12 protein-coding genes are annotated in these 16,801 nt (G+C 72.2%); 10 read left to right on the top strand and 2 right to left on the bottom strand.

Features of this window, described 5'->3' with window-relative positions; translation table 11 throughout:
* Positions 1 to 27: 27 nt before the first annotated feature.
* Entirely contained in the window at positions 28 to 939 is a 912-nt protein-coding gene (locus CP967_RS09550; RefSeq protein ID WP_229888191.1) for an STM4015 family protein, read from the bottom strand.
* 213 nt (positions 940 to 1,152) lie between these two features.
* On the opposite strand from CP967_RS09550, the gene CP967_RS09545 reads away from it, so the two are divergent.
* The 5 genes from CP967_RS09545 to CP967_RS09525 all read left to right on the top strand — a co-directional run bounded on the left by CP967_RS09545 (position 1,153) and on the right by CP967_RS09525 (position 9,404).
* On the top strand, positions 1,153 to 2,316 hold the full coding sequence (locus CP967_RS09545; RefSeq protein ID WP_229888192.1) for a proline-rich domain-containing protein: 1,164 nt from the start codon (positions 1,153 to 1,155) through the stop codon (positions 2,314 to 2,316).
* A 198-nt stretch (positions 2,317 to 2,514) separates the two neighbouring features.
* Complete coding sequence (locus CP967_RS09540) at positions 2,515 to 4,701, top strand: discoidin domain-containing protein (RefSeq protein ID WP_150487555.1); 2,187 nt, start codon at positions 2,515 to 2,517, stop codon at positions 4,699 to 4,701.
* Between the two features lie 213 nt (positions 4,702 to 4,914).
* A complete protein-coding gene (locus CP967_RS09535; protein ID WP_229888193.1) occupies positions 4,915 to 7,089 on the top strand; it encodes a discoidin domain-containing protein in 2,175 nt (724 codons plus the stop codon).
* A 142-nt stretch (positions 7,090 to 7,231) separates the two neighbouring features.
* Positions 7,232 to 8,311, top strand: coding sequence for a DUF1996 domain-containing protein (locus CP967_RS09530; protein ID WP_150487554.1), 1,080 nt, complete (start codon positions 7,232 to 7,234; stop codon positions 8,309 to 8,311).
* Between the two features lie 73 nt (positions 8,312 to 8,384).
* Entirely contained in the window at positions 8,385 to 9,404 is a 1,020-nt protein-coding gene (locus CP967_RS09525; RefSeq protein WP_150487553.1) for a LacI family DNA-binding transcriptional regulator, read from the top strand.
* Between the two features lie 93 nt (positions 9,405 to 9,497).
* Here the strand turns inward: CP967_RS09525 and CP967_RS09520 are convergent, their stop codons facing one another.
* Positions 9,498 to 10,811, bottom strand: a complete 1,314-nt coding sequence (locus tag CP967_RS09520) for an ROK family protein (RefSeq protein ID WP_150487552.1) — start codon at positions 10,809 to 10,811, stop codon at positions 9,498 to 9,500.
* A 176-nt stretch (positions 10,812 to 10,987) separates the two neighbouring features.
* Here CP967_RS09520 and CP967_RS09515 point away from each other — a divergent pair, with 176 nt between their 5' ends.
* From CP967_RS09515 to CP967_RS09495, 5 genes are all read left to right on the top strand, one after another.
* Positions 10,988 to 12,304: an ABC transporter substrate-binding protein gene (locus tag CP967_RS09515; protein WP_150487551.1), complete on the top strand. Its 1,317-nt coding sequence runs from the start codon at positions 10,988 to 10,990 to the stop codon at positions 12,302 to 12,304.
* A gap of 14 nt (positions 12,305 to 12,318) precedes the next feature.
* Positions 12,319 to 13,317 (top strand): carbohydrate ABC transporter permease, encoded by a 999-nt coding sequence (locus tag CP967_RS09510; RefSeq protein WP_150491768.1) that lies wholly within the window; start codon positions 12,319 to 12,321, stop codon positions 13,315 to 13,317.
* Positions 13,318 to 13,342: 25 nt separating this feature from the next.
* Positions 13,343 to 14,182 carry a carbohydrate ABC transporter permease gene (locus CP967_RS09505; RefSeq protein WP_150491767.1) on the top strand — a complete coding sequence of 280 codons (840 nt, stop codon included), beginning with the start codon at positions 13,343 to 13,345 and terminating at the stop codon, positions 14,180 to 14,182.
* Between the two features lie 78 nt (positions 14,183 to 14,260).
* Positions 14,261 to 15,607 carry a GH1 family beta-glucosidase gene (locus tag CP967_RS09500; protein WP_150491766.1) on the top strand — a complete coding sequence of 449 codons (1,347 nt, stop codon included), beginning with the start codon at positions 14,261 to 14,263 and terminating at the stop codon, positions 15,605 to 15,607.
* A gap of 289 nt (positions 15,608 to 15,896) precedes the next feature.
* A complete protein-coding gene (locus tag CP967_RS09495) occupies positions 15,897 to 16,667 on the top strand; it encodes an SDR family NAD(P)-dependent oxidoreductase (RefSeq protein ID WP_150487550.1) in 771 nt (256 codons plus the stop codon).
* The last annotated feature ends 134 nt before the right edge of the window (positions 16,668 to 16,801 follow it).

The raw sequence follows: 16,801 nt of genomic DNA, 5'->3' as shown, positions 1-16,801 counted from the left end.
CGGTCGGCCGGGGGTGGCGCGGGGCGGTCACTCGGAGACGGCGATGTAGCGTCCGTCCCCGTCCTCCTCGTCGTCGTCCTCGTCCGGCTCGCTCCGGCCGCTCAGGTCCACCCGGACCCCGGCCGGCTCCAGCGCCTTCCACAGCCGCAGCATCATGGCGTGGCTGAGGAAGTGGTGGGAGAGGTCGAGTTCGTCGAGACCGGTGAGCGGCTGCCCGTGCAGCAACGCCTCGGCACCCGTGTCGGAGAGGACGCCCATCGACAGCTTCAGCGTGCGCAGCTGGGACACGACAGGGGCCGAGGCCAGCGCGGCGGCCAGCTCGTCCTGCACCGGGCTGTTCTGCAGCCCCAGATGGCGCAGGGCGGGCTTGCCCTGGCCGGCCAGCAGGGGGGCGAGCTGCTCGACGGTCGTGCCGCCGCCGTACCAGTCGTCTCCGAGCCAGAGCTCCAGCCGCTCCAGCGAGGGCAGTTCGGCCGCGGCGATGTGCTCGGCGGCCTCGGGAGGCAGCCCGCCGGACTCGACCCGCAGGGACCGCAGTTCCTGATGGCCCGTCACCGGGAAGTCCAGGTCCTCCCCGCCGCGTACCGCCAGCTCCCGGAGCCCGGGGAACGCCTCCAGCAGAGGGGCGAGGTCGTGGAGCCCGATGGTGGAGATCATCGACTCCTCGTCCTCCAGGTCGCCGAGGAAGACCGCCTCCAGCGCGGTGAGCCGCTCACGCGCGTCGATGAGGTAACGGTCCCCGCCGCCGCAGTCCCAGCCGTACCAGGGGTGGCCGAGGACGACGGCCCGCACCTTCTCCAGCTCGACCGTTTCGGTGAACCGCTGCCAGCGCGTCGTCGCGTCGTCGTCGCTCATGTACTGCCCGCACGACAGGCGCCAGGCCACGGAGCCGGCGTCGGGCAGGTCCGCGGGGTCCGCGCAAGGGGGGAAGGTGTACACGGGCAGTCCGTGAAAGGCCCGCACGTGGTGCACATATGACACGGTATCGCTCCTGTGGGTCCATGCTGCGGTCGTCCGTGTGTTCTATCAGCACGGTCCGACAGCGGGACCGGGAGGCGGGCGGGGCCTCCCGAAGGGCGGTCCACCCGCCCCGCGGATCCGGCATGATCGGGGCCGGAACGGACGAGTGATGCGGGACGGGAGAGGAACGGCGTGGCTTTCGGGGGACAGAATCCGTACGGGCCGCAGCGGCAACCGGACGGCGGGCACACGGTGCCACCGGTACCGCCGCAGCCCGGAGCCGGCCCCTACCAGGGCGGCAATCCCTACCAGGGGCCCGGCCCCTACCAGGGCGGCAATCCGTACCAAGGACCCGGCCCCTACCAGGGACCCGACCCCTACCGGGGCGGCAGCCCGTACCAGGGCCCGAATCCCTACCAGGGAGGCCCGCAGCCGTACCCCGGTCCCTCTCCCGTGCCGTACCCGCAGCTCCCCGTGCCGTACGGCCCCTATATGCCGCCGCCCCCCTCCGTGTGGCAGCGGTTCCGCGCCGGCGACTGGCCCCCGCTGTCCACGCTGCTCCAGCGCCTCGGCGCCCACTGGTACGTGCTGGCCGCCCTGGTGTGCTGCGCCCTGCCGTTCTTCCTGATGTTCGTGATCGGCTATCCGATGGCCCGCTCCGCGCGCCTGATGGCGCACCGGCGCTTCCCCCCGTTCCACCGCCGTGTGCAGGACCCGCAGGTGACACGGGTGCAGAAGGCCAGGGCGTGGTGCGCGCTGGCCGCCTCCCTGCTGATCCTCTGCCTCTACGGCACGGAGGCCGACGTCGAGGAGCTGCAGGAGCAGTTCATGATCCGGCTGGCGATCACACCCTGGCTGCTGCTCCTCACCGCCCCTGTGGTGATCCTGGTCCTGTTCCGGATCTCGTCCCCGGCCGCGCGGCCCCGGATGAGGGCCGGGATCGGCCCCGCCGCGCGCTCGGCGCTGTGGTTCGTCGGCGCGACCACGGCTGTCCCGCTGCTCTTCATGGGCGCGGTGTTCATCGGGGTGCAGCTCCAGGACGCGGACCCGCCCGCGCTCTTCACCCTCGCGACGTTCGTCCCCGCCCTGTGGATGGTGCTCTTCGTCGGATTCGCCTCCGTCAGCGTCGTGCGCACCGTCTTCGGCACCTCCGAGATGCACGCCGCGCTCCCCGCGCTGCTGACCGGTCTGCTGGTGTGGGAGCTGACCGCCGTCAACCTCCTGTCCGGAATGCCGCCGGGCCCGCCCCTCGTGCAGATCGCCGCCGTCGTCTGCGGCCCCGCCTCGGTCTCGGCCGTGGCCTGGTGGGAACTCAGGCGCCTGCGCACCCGCTTCGGGGTGCGGCTGCGCGCCTGAACGGCCGGCCCGGCACGCTCTCCCGCGGGTGCCGGGAGGGCGGTGCGCGTCCGGGCGCGACAGGCTGCCACTTAAGTCAAGCCGGAAGAAAAGGCGTGTCAGAGTTATTGACCGCACCGGAGGGGGCGGGCATGGTTCGGGAGAGCGCTCTCCCGTGTGCCCGTTCCCCCCGAGGAGATTTCCGTGCCTCTATTTGGCATGCCCCTGTCTAATTCGCCCTCTCTCGCGCCACCCGCCCCCGGACGCCTGCGCCGAGGCGTCACGGGTGCCGTCGTCACCGCGCTGGCCGCCTCCCTCCTGGCGGTCGTCCCGGGCACCGCGGCGCAGGCCGCTCCCGCGCTCCTGTCCCAGGGCAAGCCGGTCACCGCGTCCAGCCAGGAGCACTACGGGACCCCGGCGGCCGGCGCGGTCGACGGGGACCTCGGCACCCGCTGGTCGAGCGCCGCCTCCGACGCGCAGTGGCTCCAGGTGGACCTCGGCGCCCCCGTCGGGATCGGCCAGGTGGTGCTGCGCTGGGAAGCGGCCTACGCCAAGGCCTACCGGATCCAGCTGTCGACGGACGGCGTGAACTGGTCGACGGCCTACTCGACCGCGGACGGCGCGGGCGGGACCGAGACCCTCCCGGTCTCCGGCACGGCCAGGTACGTGCGGATGCAGGGCGTGACGCGGGCCACCGGGTACGGCTACTCCCTCTGGGAGTTCCAGGTGTACGGCACCGACGGCGGACCGGTCCTGCCGGGCGGCGGCGACCTGGGCCCCAACGTCCACGTCATCGACCCCTCGACCCCGGACATCCAGGGCAAGCTGGACCGGGTCTTCCGGGAGCAGGAGTCGGCCCAGTTCGGCTCGGGCCGGCATGCCTTCCTGTTCAAGCCGGGTACGTACGACAACCTCAACGCCCAGATCGGCTTCTACACCCAGATCGCCGGTCTCGGGCTGCGCCCCGGCGACACCACCATCAACGGCGACGTGACCGTCGACGCGGGCTGGTTCAACGGCAACGCCACCCAGAACTTCTGGCGCGGCGCCGAGGGCCTGACCGTCAACCCGGTCAACGGCACCAACCGGTGGGCCGTCTCCCAGGCGTCCTCCTTCCGCCGCATGCACGTCAAGGGCGGCCTCAACCTGGCGCCGAACGGCTACGGCTGGGCCAGCGGCGGCTACATCGCCGACTCCAGGATCGACGGCCAGGTCGGCAACTACTCGCAGCAGCAGTGGTACACCCGGGACAGCTCCATCGGCGGCTGGTCCAACAGCGTCTGGAACCAGACCTTCTCGGGTGTCCAGGGCGCACCGGCCACCAGCTTCCCCGAGCCCCGCTACACCACGCTCGACACCACCCCCGTCTCCCGCGAGAAGCCCTACCTCTACCTGGACGGGGACACCTACAAGGTGTTCGCGCCCGCCAAGCGCGTGAACGCCCGCGGCACCAGCTGGGCCGGCGGCACCCCGCAGGGCGAGTCCGTCCCGCTCGACCGGTTCTACGTGGTCAAGCCCGGCGCCACCGCCGCCACCATCAACCAGGCGCTGGCCCAGGGCCTGAACCTGCTGTTCACCCCGGGCGTCTACCACGTCGACCGGACCATCGAGGTGAACCGCGCGAACACCATCGTGCTCGGCCTCGGCCTCGCCACGGTCATCCCGGACAACGGCGTCACCGCGATGAGGGTCGCGGACGTCGACGGCGTCCGGCTCGCCGGATTCCTGATCGACGCCGGACCGGTCAACTCCAGGACACTGCTGGAGATCGGCCCGCAGGACGCCGGCGCGGACCACGCCGCCAACCCCACCACCGTGCAGGACGTGTACATCCGCATCGGCGGCGCCGGCGCGGGCAAGGCCACCACCAGCATGGTCGTGAACAGCGACGACACCCTCATCGACCACACCTGGGTGTGGCGCGCCGACCACGGCGAGGGCTGGGGCTGGGAGACCAACCGCGCCGACTACGGGGTCCGCGTCAACGGCGACGACGTGCTCGCCACCGGCCTGTTCGTCGAGCACTTCAACAAGTACGACGTCGAGTGGTACGGCGAGCGCGGCCGCACGGTCTTCTACCAGAACGAGAAGGCGTACGACGCCCCCGACCAGGCGGCCATCCAGAACGGCGCGACGAAGGGGTACGCCGCCTACCGCGTCGACGACTCGGTGGACACCCACGAGGCGTGGGGGCTCGGCAGCTACTGCAACTACAACGTGAACCCGGCCATCGTCCAGGACCACGGCTTCAAGGCACCCGTCAAGCCGGGGGTGAGGTTCCACAGCCTCCTGGTGGTGTCCCTCGGCGGTATGGGCCACTACAACCACGTCATCAACGACACCGGGGCGTCCACCGCCCCCGCCGGCACCTCGACCGTGCCGTCCACCGTCGTCTCCTTCCCCTGAGGCGCCCGGTCCTCACCGCCGTACGGGCCGCCGCGCGGCGGTGAGGACCCCGATCGCCTTCCGGGCCGGGCGGCCCGTGCCCCCGCGGCCCGGCCCGGAAGGGCCCGCGCGGCGGCGCCGCGCACCTCCCTCCACCGAAGACGCCGTACGCGAGCCGGCCCGAGAGGGCCCGGTCCCCGCGCGACCGGCGCCACGAAGCAGCCAGGAGCACATGTGACCAGTCCCCCCTCCGCCCCCGCCCGCCCCCGCGGGCGCCACGGAACGTCCCTCGTGGCACTCGGCGCCCTCCTGGCGTCCTCGCTGGCCCTGAGCCTGTCCCCGCGGGCACAGGCCGCGGAGACGCTCCTCTCCCAGGGCCGGAAGGCCACCGCCTCCTCCCAGGAGGGCGAGGCGTTCACCGCGGGCGCAGCCGTCGACGGCGACCTCACCGGTACCCGGTGGGCGAGCCGGTGGCAGGACGCCGAATGGATCCAGGTCGACCTCGGCGCGGTCAAGAACCTGAGCCGCACCGTCCTGACCTGGGAGAGCGCCTACGGCAAGGACTACGAGATCCAGGCGTCCGACAACGGCACCGACTGGCGGACCCTGAAGACCGTGACGGGCGGCGACGGCGGCACGGACGACCTCGCCGTCTCCGGCTCGGGCCGGTACGTCCGCATGCAGGGCCTCGCACGCGCCGGCGGTTACGGCTACTCCCTGTGGGAGTTCCAGGTCTACGGCACCGACGGCGGGAACAACCCTCCGCCGGGCGGCGCGGTCGAGGTGACCGGCTCGCAGGGCGACTGGCAGCTGACCGTCGGCGGCCAGCCGTACACGGTCAAAGGCCTCACCTGGGGCCCGTCCGTCGCCGACGCCCCCACGTACCTCCCCGACGTGAAATCCATGGGCGCCAACACCATCCGCACCTGGGGCACCGACGGCTCCACCGGGCCGCTCCTCGACGCCGCGGCCGCCCAGGGGCTGAAAGTCGTCAACGGCTTCTGGCTCCAGCCCGGCGGCGGCCCCGGCTCCGGCGGCTGCGTGAACTACGTGACGGACACCGCGTACAAGAGCACCATGCTCACCGAGTTCGCCAAGTGGGCCGACGCCTACAGGTCCCACCCGGCCACGCTCATGTGGAACGTCGGCAACGAGTCCGTCCTCGGCCTCCAGAACTGCTACAGCGGCACCGAACTGGAGGCGCAGCGCAACGCGTACACGGCCTTCGTCAACGACGTCGCCAAGAAGATCCACTCCATCGACCCCGACCACCCCGTCACCTCCACGGACGCCTGGACCGGCGCCTGGCCGTACTACAAGCGCAACGCCCCCGACCTCGACCTGTACTCGATGAACTCCTACGGCGACATCTGCGGCGTGCGCCAGGACTGGACCGACGGCGGCTACGACAAGCCCTACCTCATCACCGAGGGCGGCCCCGCCGGTGAGTGGGAGGTCCCCGACGACCCCAACGGCGTCCCCGACGAGCCGACCGACGTCCAGAAGGCCGAGGGCTACACCAAGGCGTGGGACTGCGTCACCGGCCACCGGGGCGTCGCGCTCGGCGCCACCTTCTTCCACTACGGCACCGAGCACGACTTCGGCGGCATCTGGTTCAACCTGGTGCCCGACGGGCTGAAGCGGCTGTCGTACTACGCGCTCAAGAAGGCGTACTCCGGCTCCACCGCGGGCGACAACACCCCGCCCGTCATCACCGGCATGACGGTCACCCCGGCCTCTGCGGCCCCGGCCGGCCGCGAGTTCACCGTCCGCGCCGGCATCCGCGACCCCGACGGCGACCGGATCACGCCCAGGATCTACCTCAGCGGGAACTACGCCAACGGCGACAAGCGCCTCGTCGAGGCGCGGTGGCGCTCCACCGGCGACGGCACCTTCGCCGTCACCGCACCCGAGAAGCTCGGCGTCTGGAAGGTCTACGTCCAGGCCGAGGACGGCCACGGCAATGCCGGTATCGAGACCCGGTCCGTCAAGGTCGTCGCCCCGCCCGTCACCGGCACGAACCTCGCCCTGAACAGGCCCACCACCGCCTCCTCCGCCCAGGCCTCCTACGGCGACTGCCCCTGCCCCGCCTCCCGCGCCACCGACGGCGACACCGGCACCCGCTGGGCCAGCGACTGGAGCGACCCCCAGTGGATCCAGGTGGACCTCGGCCAGGCCAGGTCCATCCGCACCCTGCAACTCGTCTGGGACCCCGCCTACGCCAGGTCCTACGAGGTGCGGGTGTCCGACGACGGGAACACCTGGCGGACCGTCCACACCACCACCACGGGCGACGGGGACGTCGACACCGTCGACGTGACGGCCACCGCCCGCCACGTCCGCCTCCAGCTGACGGCCCGGGGCACCGGCTGGGGCTACTCCCTCCACGAGTTCGGCGTCTACGGCTGACGACGCGGAACCCCATGAACGGGCGGCGGGGCCCGGGGCCCCGCCGCCTCCGCACCACCGCACGGACCGGAACGACCCCCTCCCCTTCCACGGCGCGTGGCGCTCCCGCGTGCGCGCGACCACCCCACGGGCAGGAGCCCCCATGAGACCGAGTCCGAAACGACTCCCCGCACTCCTCCTCGGTACAGCCCTCGTCGCCGGTGTCCTCGGGTTCGGCACCCTCGCCTCCGCCGCGGACACGGGCGGAGCCGGCCCGGCCGCCACCGGCCACACGGGACACAGCACGGCCGTGTCCACCCGGGCGTCGGGCGACGACCCGGACGGCGACGGCTACATCCCCGCGGTCCCGCAGGTCACCGGTGTGACCCCGTCCACCGCCACCCCGCCCCCGCGCTACTTCCACGAGTTCCAGGCCAACTGCTCCGTCAGCCACACCGCACCGGACGACCCGATCGTCTACCCGGGGCAGCCCGGGAAGTCCCACGACCACACGTTCATGGGCAACACCACGACGGACGCCGCCAGCACGACGGCGAGCCTCTACGGCGGGAACACCACCTGCAAGGCACCGGCCGACGCGTCCGCGTACTGGATGCCGTCCCTGTACGACGGGGACGAGAAGGTCCTCCCGGTGGGGCCGCAGGTCATCTACTACAAGGCCGGGGTCACCGACTACACCAGCGTCCGGCCGTTCCCCAGGGGGCTGCGGTTCGTCGTCGGCAGCCCGATGCAGAGCGCCCAGGAGTTCCGCGCCCACAAGGGCTTCGTCGAGGGCTGGGAATGCGGTGACAGCTTCTTCAACACCGACATCCCGGCGAGCTGCCCGGACCGGCCCGACGTGCAGCTCAACATCCGTTTCCAGGCCCCCAGTTGCTGGGACGGAAAGTACCTCGACACCCCCGGCCACCAGAGCCACATGGCCTACCCGGTGGTCAAGCCCGGCACCAACGACAACATGTGCCCGGCCTCCCACCCGGTCGCCCTGCCGATGATCGAGTTCAAGATGGCCTTCCCGGTCAACGGCGACATGAGCCGGGTCCGCCTGGCCAGCGGCCGCGGCTACTCCTTCCACTACGACTTCTTCAACGCGTGGGAGGAGCGCACGCTGAAGGCCATGGTCGACCACTGCATCGTGGGCGGCCTCCAGTGCGACCCGCGCGGCTACGACGAGAACAACCCCGGACGCGGGGCGGTCCTGAACGCGGAGTACCGGCTGCCCTGACCCGGCTTCCGCCCCCCCGCCCCCGGCACCGCGGCGTGCCGGGGGCGGGGGGCCGGCGCGTTACAGTGCCGGGATGGACAGACGGGGGCCGACGCTGGAGGACGTCGCCCGGGAAGCGGGTGTTTCCCGGGCGACGGTCTCGCGCGTCGTGAACGGGATCCGCAACGTGGACCCCGGCATCCAGGACCTGGTCCGCCGGGCCATCCGCAGCACCGGGTACACCCCGAACGGAGCGGCGAGGTCCCTGGTGACACGGCGCGCCGAGACCGTGGCCCTGCTCGTCTCCGGCGCGGGGGACGCCTTCGCCGCCCGGGTGTTCGCCGACCCGTTCTTCGGCCGGATCGTCAGCGGCGCCGTGACCTGCCTGCGCGGGCGTGCCATCCACCCGGTGCTGATGTTCGCCGAGTCGGACGCGGCCAGGACGCAGGTGGTGGACTACCTGCGCCGGGGGAGCGCGGACGGGGCCCTCGTCGTCTCCGTCCAGGCCGACGACCCGCTGCCGCGGATGCTCCTCGCCGCCCGGGTCCCGCTCGTCCTGTTCGCCCGCCCGGCGCAGCCGCTGCCGGTGAGCTACGTGGACATGGACCACCGCCGGGGCGGACGGCTGGCCGCCGAGCACCTGCTGGCCCGGGGATGCCGGCACCTGGCGGTGATCGGCGCGCCGCGGGACCTCCCCGCCGGCCGCGACAGACTCGCCGGCTTCCGCGACGCCCTCGGCCGCGCCGGGCGGGGCCCCGTACCGGTGGCGGAGGGCGACTTCACCCACGACGGCGGTGCCGCGGCGATGACGCGCCTCCTGGAGGAGCACCCCGGGGTGGACGGCGTCTTCGCGGCCAACGACCTGATGGCCCAGGGGGCCTGCCGGATCCTGCGCGAGCGGGGACGGCGCGTCCCCGAGGACACGGCCGTGGTGGGGTTCGACGACTCCACCGTCGCGACGGCCTGCCGCCCTTCGCTGACCACGGTGCGCCAGCCGGTCGAGAAGATGGCCGCCGCGATGGGGGAGCTGCTGGCGGACCAGCTGAAGGGCCCCCCGCACGGCCCCGCCCATCTGGTCTTCGAGCCCGAACTCGTCGTGCGCGAGTCGGCCTGACCTGACCTGACCTGACCTGACCTGAGCGGGCCGGGCCCGCGCCCGCCCCTTCCCCGGGCGGCGGGGCGGAGGGGGAGAGGCACCACGACGCTCCTACTGGGCCGTCCGCTCCCGCAGTGACGCCTTCCACGCCGGCGCCGCCGCCTCACCGGCCCCGGCCGGCTCCCGGTGGCCCCCGTGGGCGAAGAAGTCGGCGAGCGGCAGGATCGCCGCGCCGACCGTGACGGCGTCCGGCCCGAGTGTGCCCAGTCCGATGCGCACGTGGGAGGCCGGGTAGGAGAGGGCGTAGGAAGTGGCGTACGTCCGGACGCTGTCGAGGAACCGGTTGCCGAGCTGGAGGCCGGCCCACCCTCCCACGAGGATCCGCTCGGGCTGGAAGAGGTTGATCAGGTCGGCGAACCCGGCCCCCAGGTACTCGGCCGTCTCCTCCAGGACGGCGAGCGCGGTCGCGTCGGCCTCCGCCCCGGGGCCGGCCGGGTAGGCGGCGGCGAGCATCGAGGTCAGGGCGGTCTCCTCGTCCGCGCCGGCCGCGGGGCTGCCGCCCGCCTCGCGCCAGCGCTCCAGGAGCGCCTCCGCTCCCGCGTACGCCTCCAGGCAGCCCTGGGACCCGCAGCGGCAGCGGCGCCCCCGGACCCGTACCGTCAGATGGCCCCACTCGACGGCCCGGCCCGAGCGCAGGTCGTCGCTGACGACGCACGCGCCGACCCCGGAGCCGAAGAGCACCACGACGGCACTGCTCGCCCCGCGCCCGGCGCCGAACCACATCTCCGCCTGGCCGAGCGTCTTGGCCCCGTTGTCGATGAAGTACGGCACCGAGGGCGGCAGCGGCACGGACGCGCGCAGCAGCTCCTCCAGGGGCACGGCGTCCCAGCCGATCGTCTGCCCGTGCACCACCGCGCCGCCCTCCGGGGGCCTGGCCACGATGCCGGGCACCCCGACACCGACCCCGAGCAGCCGCCCGGGGTCCACGCCCGCCTCCCGGATGACCTCCTCGATGCCGTCGCGTACATGGCCGACCACGACGGCGACGTCGTAACGGTCCACCCTCCGGGGGCCGTCGACGGCGAGCGGCTTCTCCACCCGGGCGAGTTCGGTGAGGTCGAGGTCGAAGAGCTCGACCCGGACCCGGGTCTCGCCGACGTCGACACCGATCATGCAGGCGCTGTCCTGGCGGATGCGCAGGAGCGTACGGGGCCGGCCGCCGGCGGAGTCCACGCTGCCCGCCTCCTCCACCAGGCCCTCGGCGACCAGGTCCGCCACCACGTTGCTGACGGACCCCGAGCTCAGCCCGGTGGCCGGCCCGAGCGAGAAGCGGCTCAGGGGGCCGTCGAAATACAACCGTTGCAATACCGCGGTGCGGTTCTCCCGCCGCAGGTCACGCACCGTGCGGCCACCAGTCGCCCTCACCGAACACCCTCTTCCTTAGGTCCTCCACGCAACATACCGGCGCGGCCCCTCTTGACGCGACCTTCTTCCGACGTTTAACTCACACCCTAAATTAAGCCGAGGCATTCAGGGGCGGGTGAAGGTGCCGCCCCCTCCTCCCCGGCTTCCGGCCTCCTTCGAAAGGGACTCGCGGACCCATGCGCAAGACCAGAGCCGCGGCCGTCGGCGCCGTCACCCTGTCACTCGTCCTCGGCGCGGCCGCCTGCGGCGGCGGCACGCCGGGCGCGGGCGGGTCCGACGCGCAGCCGAAGACGCTCACCTACTGGGCCTCGAACCAGGGCGCCAGCCTGGAGGTGGACAAGAAGGTCCTCCAGCCGGAGCTCGACAAGTTCGAGAAGCGGACCGGCATCAAGGTGAAGCTGGAGGTGGTGCCCTGGGGCGACCTGCTCAACCGCATCCTCACCGCCACCACCTCGGGCCAGGGCCCCGACGTCCTGAACATCGGCAACACCTGGAGCGCCTCCCTCCAGGCCGGCGGCGCCCTGCTGCCGTGGGACGAGAAGAACTTCGACGCGATCGGCGGCAGGGACCGCTTCGTCGAGTCCGCGCTCGGCTCCACCGGGGCCGAGGGCCAGGACCCCGCCGCGGTCCCGCTGTACTCCATGGCCTACGCGCTCTACTACAACAAGAAGATGTTCGCCGAGGCGGGCATCGAGCAGCCGCCCACCACCTGGGACGAACTCGTCGCGGCCGGGAAGAAGCTGTCCAAGGACGGCAAGTGGGCGCTCGGGGCCGAGGGATCCAACCTCTCCAACAACATCCACCAGGTCTTCGTGCTCGCCAAGCAGCACGGCGCGGACTTCTTCACCGCCGACGGCAAGGCCGACTTCACCGCCGACGGCGTCGTCGCGGCGGTCAAGCAGTACGTCGACCTGATGGCCGAGGACAAGATCGTCGCACCCGGCAACGCCGAGTACGCGCAGAACCAGTCCCTCAGCGACTTCGCCAAGGACAGGACGGCCATGGTGCTGTGGCAGACAGCCGCCGCCACCTTCAAGAGCCAGGGGATGAAGGACGACGAGTGGGGCGTCGCGCCCGCGCCCGTCCTGTCCGGCGCACCGGGCGCGGGCACCGGCGTCAACTCCATGGTCGCCGGCATCAACCTGGCCGTCTTCAGGAACAGCAAGAACATCGACGGCGCCAAGAAGTTCGTCAAGTTCATGACCAGCGACGAGGAGCAGGTCCTCCTCAACCGGACCTACGGCTCCATCCCGCCCGTCAAGGCCGCCCAGGACGACGACGCGTTCGGCACCTTCGCCCTCGCACCGCTGCGCGAGGCCCTCACCACCAGCGCCGCCGCACTGCCGCAGGTCCCCGAGGAGTCGCAGTTCGAGACCCTCGTCGGCACCGCGGTCAAGGAACTCTTCGCGGACGCCGCCGCCGGCCGCGAGGTGACGACCGCTTCCGTCAGGGCGAAGCTCGACAAGGCCCAGCAGCAGATGCCCCGGAAGTGAGCACCCACACCGCCATGACCATCACCGCCGACCCCGGCACGGGCAAGCGGACAGCAGGCGGGAACCTCCCCGGAACGGCACCCCGCAGGCGCCGTTCCGGGCGGCTGCGCCGTATCGGCCTGCCCTACCTGTTCCTGCTCCCCGCCCTCGTCCTCGAACTGCTGGTCCACCTCGTGCCGATGCTCATCGGCATCGTCGTCAGCTTCCGGGAACTCACCCAGTTCTACCTCCGCGACTGGACCGCCTCACCCTGGGCCGGTCTCGACAACTACGCGGTCTCCGTCGACTTCGACGCGCCGGCCGGCGAAGCCCTGCTGGCGTCCTTCGCCACCACCTGCCTGTTCACCGTGGCGTCGGTCGGCCTGTGCTGGCTGCTCGGCACCGCCGCCGCCGTCTTCATGCAGGAGACGTTCCGGGGCCGGGGCTTCCTGCGCACCCTCTTCCTCGTCCCGTACGCACTGCCCGTGTACGCCGCCGTCATCACCTGGGCGTTCATGTTCCAGCGGGACAACGGGATCATCAACCACGTCCTCCACGACCAGCTGGGCCTCACAGACAGCCCGCCCTTCTGGCTGCTGGGCGACAACGCCTTCGTGACCCTGCTCGTCGTGTCCGTGTGGAAGGGCTGGCCATTCGCCTTCCTCATCATGATGGCCGGCCTCCAGAACATCCCCCGGGACATCTACGAGGCGGCCGCGCTGGACGGCGCCGGCACCTGGCAGCAGATCCGCCGCATCACACTGCCGTCGCTGCGCCCCGTCAACCAGGTGCTCGTCCTCGTGCTGTTCCTGTGGACCTTCAACGACTTCAACACCCCCTTCGTCCTGTTCGGCAAGGCCGCACCGGCGTCCGCGGACCTGGTCTCCATCCACATCTACCAGTCCTCCTTCCAGACCTGGAACTTCGGCACCGGCTCCGCCATGTCGGTCCTGCTGCTGCTGTTCCTGCTCGTGGTGACGGGCCTCTACCTCCTGTTCACGTCCCGAGGAAAGAAGGCCACCGATGGCCACTGACATCCGGCGGCCGGCCCGCTCCCCGATGGCGCCCCCGGCCTCCTTCCTGTGGGCCCGGCGGATCTTCCTGGCCCTGCTCACGGTCTTCGTGCTCCTCCCCGTGTTCGTCATGGTCACCAGCTCGCTGAAACCGCTGGAGGACGTGACGGGGAAGTTCCGGTGGATCCCGTCGGGCCTGACGATCCGCCCGTACATCGACATCTGGGACACCGTCCCGCTCGCCGACTACTTCGTGAACTCGCTGATCGTCGCCGGGGCCGCCACGGTGTGCTCCGTGGTGATCGCGGTGTTCGCCGCCTACGCCGTCAGCCGCTACAGCTTCCGCGGCAAGCGCGTCTTCACGGTGACCGTGCTCTCCACGCAGATGTTCCCCGGCATCCTCTTCCTGCTGCCGCTGTTCCTCATCTACGTCAACATCGGCAACGCCACCGGGATCGCCCTGTTCGGCTCGCGCGGCGGCCTCATCCTGACCTATCTGACCTTCTCGCTGCCGTTCTCCATCTGGATGCTGATCGGCTACTTCGACTCGGTGCCCAGGGACCTGGACGAGGCGGCCGAGGTGGACGGCTGCGGCCCGCTCGGCGCGCTGTTCCGGGTCATCGTGCCCGCGGCGGTCCCCGGCATCGTCGCCGTCGCCGTCTACGCCTTCATGACCGCCTGGGGCGAGGTCCTGTTCGCCTCCGTCATGACCAACGACGCCACCCGCACCCTGGCCGTCGGCCTCCAGGGCTACTCCACCCAGAACGACGTGTACTGGAACCAGATCATGGCGGCCTCCCTCGTGGTCAGCGTGCCCGTCGTCGCGGGGTTCCTGCTCCTCCAGCGCTATCTCGTCACCGGGCTCACCGCCGGTGCCGTCAAGTAGCCGGCCGCACCAGGGCGTCCCGGCCCGCCCCGCCCCCGCCCGCTGAACAGACCTGTGAGGAAAACAGTGTCCGAACCCATGGACCTCGCCGCCTTCCCCCGCGACTTCGTCTGGGGCACCGCCACGGCGGCGTACCAGATCGAGGGAGCCGCCACCGAGGACGGCCGCTCGCCGTCGATCTGGGACACCTTCTCCCACACCCCGGGGAAGACCGACAACGGCGATCACGGCGACGTGGCCTGCGACCACTACCACCGGTGGCCCGAGGACATCGCGCTCATGTCCCGCCTGGGCGTCGGCTCCTACCGCATGTCCCTCGCCTGGCCGAGGATCGTCCCCGGCGGCGACGGACCCGTCAACGCCCCGGGCCTGGACTTCTACGACCGCCTGGTGGACGGCCTCCTCGACGCGGGCATCACGCCCAACATCACCCTCTACCACTGGGACCTGCCCCAGGCCCTCCAGGACCGGGGCGGCTGGACGGTCCGCGACACCGCCGAACACCTCGCCGCCTACGCCTCCGTGGCGGCCGGACGCCTCGGCGACCGCGTCACCCGCTGGGCCACGCTCAACGAACCGCTCTGCTCCGGGTGGATCGGCCACCTGGAAGGCCGCATGGCCCCCGGCCTGAGCGACCTCACCGCCGCCGTGCGCGCCTCCTACCACCTGCTGCTCGGCCACGGCCTGGCCGCGCAGGCCGTCCGTGCCGCGGTCCCCGGCGCCCAGGTCGGCCTGGTCACCAACCACTCCACCGTCGAGGCCGCCTCCACCCGCCCCGAGGACACCGCCGCCGCCACCCGCATGGACGGCCACACCAACCGCTGGTGGCTCGACCCGGTGTACGGCCGCGGCTTCCCCGCCGACATGCGCGAGCTGTACGGCGTCGCACTGCCCGAGCGGCCCGGGGACCTGGAGACCATCGCCACCCCCCTGGACTGGCACGGCCTCAACTACTACTTCCCGGTCACCGTCGCCGACGACCCGGCCGGCCCCGTCCCGCACGCCCGCGAGGTACGCCTGCCCGACGTGCCCCGCACCGGCATGGACTGGCAGGTCGACGCCACGGGCCTGGAGGCCCTCCTGCTGCGCCTCACCGAGGAATACGGGGTGCAGAACCTCTACGTCACGGAGAACGGCTCGGCCTTCCCGGACACCCCGGGCCCCGGCGGCGAGGTCCACGACCCCGACCGCACCCGCTACCTGGAGGACCACCTGGCCGCCTGCGCCCGCGCCGTCCGCAAGGGCGTCCCCCTCGCCGGGTACTACGCCTGGTCCCTGCTCGACAACTTCGAGTGGGCCTACGGCTACGACAAGCGCTTCGGCCTCGTCCACGTGGACTACGCGACGCAGAAGCGGACCGTGAAGACGAGCGGACACCGGTACGCGGACATCATCCGCGCCCACCGCCGGGCCCGCACCGCCTGACCGGCGCCGCCGCCCCGGGCGGTCCCGCCGCGGATCCGCGGGCGGGACCGCCCTTCGGTGTGAGAGGACGTCAGCCGCCGGACCCGGACCGTGCGGCCACCGCCGCTCCGAAGACGCGGCGGCCGTCCCGCTCGACCGGGACCGGACAGCCCCAAGGCCCCGCCGGCGCGTCCCGGTGCGCCGGGACGGGCACGGCACCGTCCGGGGCGGCCGTGCGCCCGCCCCGGAGCCGGCCGCCGGTGCGACACTCTCGAACCTGAACACCCTCCGAGAATCCGGGAGAAGAGCCATGAGCGAACAGAGAGCGCTGTCCGGCCGAGTGGCCATGATCACCGGGGCGTCGAGCGGTATCGGGGAAGCCGCCGCCCATGTCTTCGCCGACGCGGGGGCGGCGCTCGTCCTGGTCGCGCGCCGCGGCGAGCGGCTGCGCGCGCTGGCGGGCAGGATCGAGGACTCCGGAGGCCGGGCGCTGGCCGTCGAGGGCGACGTGACGGACTCCGGCCGGATGCGGGAGGCGGTCGAAGCCGCCGTCGAGACGTACGGCGGGCTGGACTGCGCCCTCAACAACGCCGGTTACGCCACCGCGGGCGTCCCGATGCACGAGATCGACGACCAGGTCTTCCGGCAGACCATGGACGTGAACGTGGGGGGCGTGTGGAACTGCATGCGCCACCAGATAGCCGTGATGCTGCGCGGCACATCGGGGGGATCCATCGTCAACACCGCCAGCGTGGCCGCCACCCGCGCCACCGGGGCCGGCGCCGCGTACGTGGCGGCCAAGCACGCCGTGCTCGGCCTGACCAGGGCGGCGGCGGCCGACTACGGCACCGCCGGGATCCGGGTCAACGCGCTGATCGTGGGGGCCACCCGCACCGAGATGATGGAAGGGGTGCTGAGCCGGCACGCGGAACTGGAGGAGCGGTTCCTCGCCGACACCGTGCAGAAGCGGATGGCGGCGCCCTCCGAGGTGGCCGAGGCCGCGCTGTGGCTGTGCAGTGACCGCGCCTCCTTCGTGACCGGCTCCGCCGTTCCGGTGGACGGCGGGGCCACCGCGATCTGAGGAGCGGCCCGCCGGGCACCGTCCCGCGCGGTACCCCGCGACGCGGGCCGGCCGGCCGCGGCAACCCGCGGGCCGCCCTGGTGCGCTGCCCCGCACGGGCGCCGGGACGACGGCGCATGACGCGCAGGAGCCGC

This window comes from Streptomyces nitrosporeus, from assembly GCF_008704555.1.
In the GTDB taxonomy this organism is placed as follows: domain Bacteria; phylum Actinomycetota; class Actinomycetes; order Streptomycetales; family Streptomycetaceae; genus Streptomyces; species Streptomyces nitrosporeus.
Note: the sequence above shows the minus strand (reverse complement) of the source record. Positions and strands in the feature narration are given on the sequence as shown.